At 70.5% G+C, this 9,841-nt stretch carries 8 protein-coding genes and 1 rRNA gene; all 9 read right to left on the reverse strand.

Going from position 1 to position 9,841, the window contains the following annotated elements:
- Nucleotides 1-508: 508 nt before the first annotated feature.
- Entirely contained in the window at nucleotides 509-2,554 is a 2,046-nt protein-coding gene (mrdA, locus tag ACIHFD_RS46380; RefSeq protein WP_397372324.1) for a penicillin-binding protein 2, read from the reverse strand.
- On the reverse strand, nucleotides 2,551-3,015 hold the full coding sequence (mreD, locus tag ACIHFD_RS46385) for a rod shape-determining protein MreD (RefSeq protein ID WP_350740736.1): 465 nt from the start codon (nucleotides 3,013-3,015) through the stop codon (nucleotides 2,551-2,553). The genes mrdA and mreD overlap by 4 nt, the downstream gene beginning before the upstream one ends.
- A 619-nt stretch (nucleotides 3,016-3,634) precedes the next feature.
- Nucleotides 3,635-4,528, reverse strand: coding sequence for a rod shape-determining protein MreC (mreC, locus tag ACIHFD_RS46390; protein ID WP_397372325.1), 894 nt, complete (start codon nucleotides 4,526-4,528; stop codon nucleotides 3,635-3,637).
- Nucleotides 4,528-5,559, reverse strand: a complete 1,032-nt coding sequence (locus ACIHFD_RS46395; RefSeq protein ID WP_185078196.1) for a rod shape-determining protein — start codon at nucleotides 5,557-5,559, stop codon at nucleotides 4,528-4,530. The genes mreC and ACIHFD_RS46395 overlap by 1 nt, the downstream gene beginning before the upstream one ends.
- 380 nt (nucleotides 5,560-5,939) lie before the next feature.
- Nucleotides 5,940-6,350: a nucleoside-diphosphate kinase gene (gene ndk / locus ACIHFD_RS46400; protein WP_350740740.1), complete on the reverse strand. Its 411-nt coding sequence runs from the start codon at nucleotides 6,348-6,350 to the stop codon at nucleotides 5,940-5,942.
- A gap of 153 nt (nucleotides 6,351-6,503) precedes the next feature.
- Nucleotides 6,504-7,982: a hypothetical protein gene (locus ACIHFD_RS46405; protein ID WP_397372326.1), complete on the reverse strand. Its 1,479-nt coding sequence runs from the start codon at nucleotides 7,980-7,982 to the stop codon at nucleotides 6,504-6,506.
- Between the two features lie 9 nt (nucleotides 7,983-7,991).
- Nucleotides 7,992-8,309 carry a DUF4233 domain-containing protein gene (locus ACIHFD_RS46410; RefSeq protein WP_397372327.1) on the reverse strand — a complete coding sequence of 106 codons (318 nt, stop codon included), beginning with the start codon at nucleotides 8,307-8,309 and terminating at the stop codon, nucleotides 7,992-7,994.
- A gap of 20 nt (nucleotides 8,310-8,329) precedes the next feature.
- On the reverse strand, nucleotides 8,330-9,622 hold the full coding sequence (locus tag ACIHFD_RS46415) for a folylpolyglutamate synthase/dihydrofolate synthase family protein (protein WP_350740746.1): 1,293 nt from the start codon (nucleotides 9,620-9,622) through the stop codon (nucleotides 8,330-8,332).
- Nucleotides 9,623-9,754: 132 nt separating this feature from the next.
- A 5S ribosomal RNA gene (gene rrf / locus ACIHFD_RS46420) occupies nucleotides 9,755-9,841 on the reverse strand; the annotation flags it as partial.

Raw genomic sequence — 9,841 nt, forward strand, 5'->3', positions numbered from 1 at the left:
GTCACCCACCCGACCACACAGCCGATCACCCACCCGACCACCCCTCCGACCACGCGACCGACCACCCACCGGCCCGCACCGCGGATCAACCCTCCGGTCTCACGGCCGACCACCTGCCCGCCCGCACGCCGGATCACCCCACCGCCCTCACGGCCGACCACCCACCCGCCCGCGCCGCCGATCACCCCTCCGGTCACGCGGCCGACCACCCACCGGCCCGCCGTCCCGCCACCCGGCCGCCGAACCCCATCCCGCCCACCGCCCACCACGGGCCAACCCCTGCGCACGGGCCAACCCCTGCGCGCGCCGCCCACCAGCCGGCCCCGGCCCGCACCACCCGCGACGGGCCAGCCTCCACGGCGATCCCCCACCGCCGACCAACGTCTCCGGCCACCACCCGCCACCGACGCCCACCGGCGATCCAGCCGAGCGGACACCGACCGGCTCCCACGACCACCACCGTCGCCGGCCACGCGACCGCCCGCGCCCGGCTCCAGGCTCTGGGCGCTCATCCTCCGGCCACCGTTCCGTCGGGCGAGAAGCTGGGCAACCTCGTCGTGAGCTTCCCACCGGGCACGGCGGGAGGCCGCTTGATGCCGTAGATCCCTTCGTAGATCTCCCGCACGGCAGGCGCCGCCGTCTGCGCGCCCATGCCACCCTGCGAGACCATGACCACGACCACGTACTGCGGATTCTTCGTGGGCGCGAATGACGCGAACCACGAGGTGTCCTGCTTGCCCCAGACCTCTGCGGTGCCGGTCTTGCCGCCGATGCGCACCTTGTCCATCGGGAACCCGGCGAAGGCCCCCGCCGCGGTGCCGTCCGAGGGGACCTGGCTCAGCGCGTTCTTGATATAGAGCCGTTCCTTCTCGCTGATCGGCAGCTTGCCCACGACCGGCACCGGGATGGTCCTGACGACCTTGCCGTCAGGCCGCACCTGCGCCCACCCGATGCGCGGGCTGCGCAGCTTCCCGTCGCTCACCAGTGCCATGTACGCCCGCGCGAGCTGCATCGGCGTCACCAGCACGTCGCCCTGGCCGATGGAGAAGTTGGCCGAGTCGCCCGGCCGCAGCAGGAACCCCTCGGTGCAGTTCTCCAGAGCGAGCCGTTTGAGGAAGTCGGCCCGCGCCCGGTCCTTGACCTCCGGGTATCCCTTGCGCGACCGCTCGCAGCTCACGGCGTTGGTGCGGTTCCACAGGTCCTTCTTCCACGCCCGGTCGGGGATGCGCCCGGAGGACTCGCCCGGCAGGTCCACCCCGGTCGGCCTGCCGAACCCGAACGCCCTGGCCGTGTTGGCGAAGATCTCCTTGGTGGCCTTCTTCGGGTTGCGCCCGCCGTCCTTCAGGTACTGCTCGTACGCGGCTTTGTAGAAGATCGTGTCGCACGACTTGACCAGCGCGGTGTGCAGGCTGAGCGAGCCGAGCGAAACGCCGCGGAAGTTGCTGAACGCCCGGTCGCCGACCATGTAGGAGCCGGGGCATCCGTACGTGCCGTTCAGCGGGTATCCGGACCGCAGCATCGCCGACACCGACGAGATCTTGAACGTCGAACCCGGCGCGAACTGGCCGTTGATCGCCCGGGACACGAGCGGCATGTCTGATTTATCCGACAGCAGCCACTGATATCCGCTCGTCGAGATCCCGCCCGCCCAGACCGCCGGGTCGTATCCGGGAGCGCTGGCCAGCGCCACCACCCGTCCCGTACGCGCGTCGAGCACCACCCCCGCGCCGCCGTCAGCCGCCGGCGCGGACTTCATCGCCTTCGCCAGCGCCTTCTCCACCACGGACTGCACCCGCGAGTCGATGCTGGTCACCAGGTGGTCGCCGGGAATCGGGGTGATCTGCTCCTCGACGCCGAGCGCCTTGCCCATCCTGTCGACCTGCACCCTGCGCAGCCCCGACTTGCCGCGCAGCGCCTCGTCGTAGACGTACTCGAGCCCGTCACGCCCCGCCAGGTCCACCCCGGAGAAGCTGGCCTTCAGCCCTTCGCGCTTCTCCAACTCGGCCTCGGTGACCGGCTGCAGGTAGCCGAGCATCTGCGCCCCGTCGCGCCCGCCGGGGTACTGCCTGACGGAGTGGATCTCCGCCGTCACCCCGGGAAACTCCTCCTGCCGCTCGAGGATCTGCAGCGCCTCCCGAGTGTCCACCTTCTCGTCGAGCGGAACCGGCTGGTACGGCGATCCCGTCCAGCAGGGCTTGCGGACTCCCGGCCCGCACGGCGTGATGCGCTGCTGCAGATCGGCGACGGGTCGGCCGAGCACCGCCGACAGCTTGCTCAGCACCTTGAGCCCGCCGTCCTTCATCCTGGTCAGCCTGGTCCGGTCCACGGACACGACCAACGCGGTCTTGTTGCGCACCAACGGCCGCCCGTGCGAGTCGAGGATCTGCCCCCGCACGGCGGGCACGATCACGGCCCGTGTCCTGGTCTCCGTCGCCCGCGTCACGAACTCGTTCCCGCGCACCACCTGCACCTGCCACAGGCGCACGGCCAGCACGACCAGCAACGTCACGACGAGCACCTGCACCAGCAGCAGCCTGGCCCGCATCCGCATCATGTCGAGAACCCCGCCTCCCTGCCCCGTGTGGTCAGCCAGATCACGATGGGGGACACGACCAGCGTGTAGACGATGGTGACGGGCACCTGCTCGGTCAGCGTGGAGATCGTCACCCGGGGATCGGCGATCAGCCCGCTCACGACCGCCGCCAGCAACGGCGCCATCAGCACGCACAACACCACGGTGGTGACGGGCCCACCCGCGCCACGCCCGGCCACGTAACCGACGAGCGCCAGCACGAACGCGTACTGCCCCACGAGGTGCGCGGTCGGCGGCATGACATCGACGAGCAGCCCGGCGCTGAACCCGAGCACCGCCCCGGACGACGCACCCCGCCCCAACGCCGCCCCGATCACGGCCAGCAGCACCAGATCGGGCGAGCCCCCGGCCGGCAGGGGAAATCGGTTGACCAACATGACCTGCGCCAGCAAGGCCAACAACACGGACAACCCGCCGATCACCGCGCCCCCTCCCGGGAATCCCTCACAATCCGCCCCGCCCCGCACACCCGCCCCGTGCCCGACCCGCCGGATGGAGCCCGGCCAGGTCGTTCGAGCCGTTCCAGCGAACCGAGCCACCAACGATCCGACCCACCCGCCGCCGACGCCCATCGGCGATCCAGCCGAGCGGACACCGACATCCACCACCGATCCGCCCCGGCCACCACCGACGCAAACCGGAGACCCGGCCGGGCCACCACCGGCACCCATCGGCCACCGCCGGCCGCTCGGACCCGCGCCGACGACCGGACCCGGGCCGGCGACCGGAGCCCACGCGAGCCCGGCACCCAAGCCGACGACCTCACCGGCTCCCACCCCGGAGCCGAGCTTCCGCGCGGCGCTCGCGGGTCGACCCACCCCGAAGGCCTCCGCACCGCCCACGCCCAACCCTCGTCAGACGCCGCCACAAGCGCTCTCAGAGACGCGCAGCGCCGACCTCCGATGGAACGCTCCAGACGCCCGCTACCGCCCTGACACGCGCCCACACGCCCGCCAGCACCCCACCGGGCGCCCGCTCCGCGCGCGCCCGGATCACCAAGCCCATTGATCGGCAGGCGCCGTGAAACCGCCCGCCGCCCGATCATCGCGATCCCTCCGTGGCAGGCAGCGCCTTGGCGGGCAGCACCGCGTCACGCGGATCCCGCTTCGGTGCCTCCACCACCACCCCGACCACGTCCAGCGAAGAAAGATCCGCGTACGGACGGGCGTACGCGATGCGGGTCAGCTCTCCCGGCGTCGACTCCACCCGCTCGATCACCCCGATGGGCACCCCCGGCACGTACGGGCTGCCGTTCTGCGAGCCGAAGCTGACGATCCGCGCGCCGCTGGTCAGCGGGGCCGTGGAGTCGAGGAGCCGGAACTGGACGAGCCGCCCGTTCTCCCCCACCCCGTGCACCACACCGATCTCCTTGCCCCCCTCCAGCCGCGCCCCGACGGCCGAGGCCGGGTCGCTGAGGAGCACCACCGTCGAGCTGTGCGGGGCCGCGTTGATCACGCGCCCGACCAGACCGTCGCCGCTCAGCACGGTCATCTCCGTACGGATGCCGTCACTCGTGCCGGCGTCGATCTGCACGGCGTCCTCGAAGCCCGGCAGCCCGCGCCGGGCGATCACGTTGGCCGGGACCACCTTGTATCCGCCCGACCCCGACAGGCCGAGCAACTGCTTGAGCTCCTTGGAGCGGGTCGCGTCGAGCTTGCTGGCGACCAGGCCGGCCCGGAGCTGGGCGTTCTCCGCTTTGAGCGCGTTGATGCGGTCCTGGGCGCCGGGCGCGTCCACAAGAGCGCGGACGAACCCGCTGACGGGGCGCACCAGCCCCCCGCCGAACTGTTCCGCTGTGCCGAACACATAAGCCGCCGCCGTTCGCAGCGGCCGCAGCGGCGAGCTGTTGCCAGTGCGATGGTCGACGGTCAGGATGATCAGGGCTGCCGTCAGCAGCCCGCCCAGGATCAGCCGCGCATGGCGAGAGTCTCTCATCAGTGCCGCGACTCCGGCACCAGGACCTGCTGGAGCGCCTCGAACTCCTCGGCGCACTTGCCGGAGCCGATGGCGACCGAGTCGAGGGCGTTTTCGACCAGGTGCACGGGCATGCCCGTCTCGGCCTTGACGCGCTCGTCCAGCCCCTTGAGCAGGGCGCCCCCGCCGGTGAGCGCGATGCCGCGGTCCATGATGTCGCCGGACAGCTCGGGCGGGCACTTGTCGAGCGTGGTCTTGACCGCGTCGACGATGGCGTTGACCGGCTCCTCGATGGCCTTCCTGACCTCTTCGCTCGACACGACGATGGTCTTGGGCAGCCCGCTGACCAGGTCGCGCCCGCGGATCTCCGCGTGCGACTCCTCGCCGGTCGGACCGGCCGAGCCGATGGCGATCTTGATCTCCTCGGCGGTGCGCTCGCCGAGCATCAGCGAGTATTCCTTCTTGGCGAACGCGATCACCGCCTGGTCGAGCTCGTCGCCGCCGATCCTGATGGACTGGCTGGTGACCACGCCGCCCATCGAGATGATCGCCACCTCGGTGGTGCCCCCACCGATGTCGACCACCATGTTTCCGGTCGGCTCGTGCACCGGGAGCCCGGCCCCGATGGCGGCGGCCATGGGCTCCTCGACGATGTAGACCTTCCTGGCGCCTGCCTGGTATCCGGCTTCCTTCACCGCGCGCTGCTCCACGCTGGTGATGCCGCTCGGCACGGCGATGATGATGCGCGGCTTGGCCAGATGCCGACGTCGGTGCACCCTCTGGATGAAATATCGCAACATCCGCTCAGTCACATCGAAGTCGGCGATCACGCCGTCTTTGAGCGGGCGGACGGCGACGATGTTGCCAGGCGTACGACCGATCATCCGCTTGGCCTCGATGCCGACCGCCACGATCTTGCCCGTGGCGGTGTTGATCGCTACGACTGAGGGCTCGTTGAGCACGATGCCCCGGCCGCGCACGTAGACCAGCGTGTTGGCGGTGCCCAGGTCGACCGCCATGTCACGGCCGAGAAACGCGAGCTTGCTGCCCATGGGGAACGGAGCCCTCCGTAACGTCGTTCGCGAATGATTACGGATCGAATTCGAATCGTAACGTGACGTACCCACCGATGGGCGCAATGAGCCCTCGCGCCCCACAAAAATCTCCAGCCCCTACCTCAACCGCAATTTTGCCCGGATTGCACCACAACACCCAAAGGCTTGCTGGAACGATCCAAAACGCCCATCGGCTCGAGGCCTCACGTATCGACCCTGCCAACCGTACGCGGAAGCGCCGACAAAATCCCGCCCCCGCCACGCCCACGAATCAGCCCCGCACACCAAGACCTCGCCACCCTACGACAGGCGCCCGACAAAAACGCGCGCCCGCGCAGCGACATGCTGCGCGGGCGCGGATTGGCGAGGCGAATCGCCTAGAAACGGTCAGGGAAGAAGATCTTGATCTCCCTGGCGGCGGACTCGGGCGAGTCGGAGCCGTGGACGACGTTTTCGCCGATCTCGAGGGCGTGGTCGCCGCGGATCGTGCCGGGGGCCGACTTGACCGGGTCGGTGGCGCCGGCCAGCGCGCGGAACGCCTCGACGGCCCGCGGGCCCTCGAGGACCAGGGCGACGAGCGGCCCCGACGTGATGAACTCGACGAGCTCACCGAAGAACGGCCGCTCGGAGTGCTCGGCGTAGTGCGACTTGGCGGTGTCGGCGTCGAGGGTGCGAAGGTCCATCGCCACGACCTTGAGGCCCTTGCGCTCCACACGGGCGATCACGTCACCGATGAGGCCGCGCTTAACCCCGTCGGGCTTGATCAGGACAAGAGTGCGCTCGGACACTTGGAGTTCTCCTTCGAACAGAGTGAGGATCGCGATCACGGGCGCCCGGCCCGGCCGCGGGATACTTCGCGGGGGACGGGCCCACGCGTCGCCGTGGCTTGGGCCTCAGCTTACCGTCCCGCGCCCCCACCCTCGTTTTCCTACGGAACGGCGTCATGGAGAGGCGGTGTCCTCGGGCGATTGGCCCTGCGGCGGCACGGCGGGCACCGACCCGGCAGATTCGTCCTCATCCTCCGCCCCCTCCGCAGGCGACGCGGACGCCGGCTCTTCGGGCCTGGCGGTACCCCGCCGGGCCATCACGGTGGAGAGCACGATGACCAGCACCACGAGGAAGCCGCCGATCAGGGCCCACGAGTGCAGCGCGCCGACGAAGCTGTCCACCAACTCCTGGGCCGACGAAACCCCGTCCAGCATCGCCATCTGCACACCCGTACCGAGCAGGAACCCCGCCAGCACCCCCGCGACGCACAGCGAGAGCCCGAAGACGGCCGTCCCGACCCCCACCTCCTGCAGCGCCGACGTCAACGCCACCGCTGCCCCCACCGCGAGCAACGTGAACGGCACCGCCAGCACCAACCCGTCGGCCGACGGCACGACGAGCCGCACCGAGGACAGCCCCACGACCATCGCGAGCAACCCGGAAGGCACCAGCCACCGCCCGGGGGTCGGCGCGAACCGCCGCACGGCCGCAGCAGCGCCGATGGCGAGCAGCCCGGCCACCGCGAACGGCACCCAGAGCCCCCGCAGCCCCGGCCCGCCGAGCCCGCCCATCTCCACCAGCGTGACCTGCGCCGCGCTGGGCAGCAGCACCACGCCGACCGCCACCATGGAGTACGCCAGCGTACGGCTCTCCGTAGCCCCTATCGTGGCCAGCCCCAGCAGCCCGGCCACGGCGACCACCGCCAGCACGATCACCGGCACGGCCCGCCACCCCTCGGTCGCGGTGCTGATCGCCACGACCGCGATGCCCGCCGCCGGCACAGCGGCCAGCAGCAGCCGGCTCCGCTCCCCGTCGTTGAGCATCGGCGTGGCCGGCCGCCCGAGCAGGATCCAGAGGAGCAGGTACGCGCCCGCCAGGGCCAGCGCGATCCCCGTCAGCATCGGGTACGGCTGCAGCGTGACCTTCCAGCTGCTCGCCTTGTCGAGCGGCCACAGCGCCAGCGCCTCGGCCGCGAGCAGGCTCACGCTGAACACGCCCACCCACAGCGCCCGCAACACCAGCACCCGGCCCCAGACGGCCGCCAGCGTGGCGGGCACGACCAGGCCCGCGCCGACGCCGCGCAGCACCCGCACCACTCCGGCGAGGAGCTCCGAGCCCGCGTACCCACCGGCGACGTCGGACAGGGCCACCAGGGCCAGCCCCAGCAGCACCACGTGAACCACCTGCACGCGCCGCAGCACCACCGCCGCCAGCGGCACGGTCAGCATCAGCGCGGGCAGGGCGAGCCCGTGCGTGCGCATCAGCCCGACCTGGTCGACGTCGCCGGGCAGCAGCTTGGCGACGACGGAGAGCGTATTGGGAACGGTGATGATCGCCAGCGGCAAGGCGGCAACGACGAGCAGCCCGAGCGTCACATCGAGCAGCCATGGGACCCTGGGCCCGGCCGACCGCTGAATCGGGGGGACGGTCATGCGCCGACTTTAGCGGGAAGTAGCGCCCTCAACACGGCGAGCGACGATAATCGCCGTTATCCACAGCGCCGTGAAGATCGCGCCGAGGAAGAACATCATCGGCACGAGGAAGCCCGTGCAGATCGCCAGCACCTGTACGAGGCTGCCGAGGATGTAGCCGAAAGGCCGCTTGAGCAGGCCCGCGGCGACCACGCACAGCACGGCCAGCCCGATGCCGGCGGTCACCGCGAGCGCGGGCGTCACCCCGCCCACGGTGATCGCCACGGGCGTGATCAGCCCTGCCACGATGGCCTCCATGCCGAGCACGCTGGCGCCCAGCCTGCGCATACCTGGAGTCACCTGGAAATTCATCGCGAACCATCCGCCTTGAGCAGCTGCCGCGCGTCACCCGCCGTTACAACCGACCCGGTGATGAACACGCCCGTGCCACTGAACTCGCCCTCGGCGTCGGCGACGCCGATGGCCTGGTCGATGGCGTCGTCGAGCCGCTCGACCACGTGTACGCGCTCCTCACCGAACAGCGGCTCGGCCAGGGACGCCAGCTCCTCCGGCGACATGGACCTGGGGGAGGAGTTACGCGTGACGATGATCTCGTCGAGCATCGGTTCGAGCAGCTCGAGGAGCGCGTCGACGTCCTTGTCCCGCATGACCGCGAGGACCCCGACGACCTTGGCGAAGTCGAACGCCTCGTGCAGCCCCTCCAGGGTCGCCTGCATGCCGCCCGGGTTGTGGGCCGCGTCGATCACGACCGTCGGTGTCCGCCGCACGACCTCCATCCGCCCCGGCGAGGCGGCCTGCGCGAACGCCTGCCGTACGAGGTCGACGTCGAGCGGGTCGTCACCGCCGGTCAGCGCCTCGACGGCGGCCAGCGCGCAGACCGCGTTGCTCGCCTGGTGCGCGCCGTAGAGCGGCAGGTAGACCTCGTCGTAGACCCCCTTGAGGCCGCGCAGGGTGAGCAGCTGCCCGCCGATGGCCACCTCCCGGTTGAGCACGCCGAACTCGAGCCCTTCACGGGCCACGACCGCGCCGACCTCGGCGGCCCGCCGCATGAGCACCTCGGCCGCGGCCAGCTCCTGCTGGGCGAGCACGGTGGTCGAGCCGGGCTTGATGATGCCCGCCTTCTCACCGGCGATGCTGGGGATGTCGGGACCCAGACGGTCGGTGTGATCGAGCGAGATGGGCGTGATCACGGACACGAGGCCATCGGCCACGTTCGTCGCGTCCCAGGACCCGCCCATGCCGGCCTCGATCACCGCGACGTCGACCGGGGTGTCGGCGAAGGCGGCGAAGGCCATGGCGGTCAGCAGCTCGAAGAACTGGATGCGCCGCCCCTGGGTGTCGGTCAGCTCGACATACGGGATGATCTCCTCGTAGACCTCCGCGAACCGCTCCTCGCTCAGCGGCTCGCCGTCCACCGTGATCCGCTCGCGCACCGACACCAGATGAGGGCTGGTGAACCGCCCCACTCTGAGATTGCGCTCCTTGAGCAGAGCCTCGGTGAGCCGGGCCGTGCTCGTCTTTCCGTTGGTGCCCGCGATGTGTATGACCGGGTACGCCCTCTGCGGCGAACCGAGCACATCAAGAAGGGCCGCGATCCTGTCGAGCGTCGGCTCGAAATCCCACTCGACGCCGCGCTCCATGATCGCGCGTTCTACCGCACGATAATCCACCCCTTAACCCTACTGACCGCCGGCAGCGGTCCCGACCGGGGGCCGTGATGGCACAAAAAAAGGGGGTCCGACGCCCAAGGCGTCGAACCCCCTCCAAAGATTGTCCGGCGGCGACCTACTCTCCCACACCCTCCCGAGTGCAGTACCATCGGCGCAGAGAAGCTTAACTTCCGGGTTCGGAATGTAACC

The sequence above is a fragment of the Nonomuraea sp. NPDC051941 genome, from assembly GCF_044593615.1.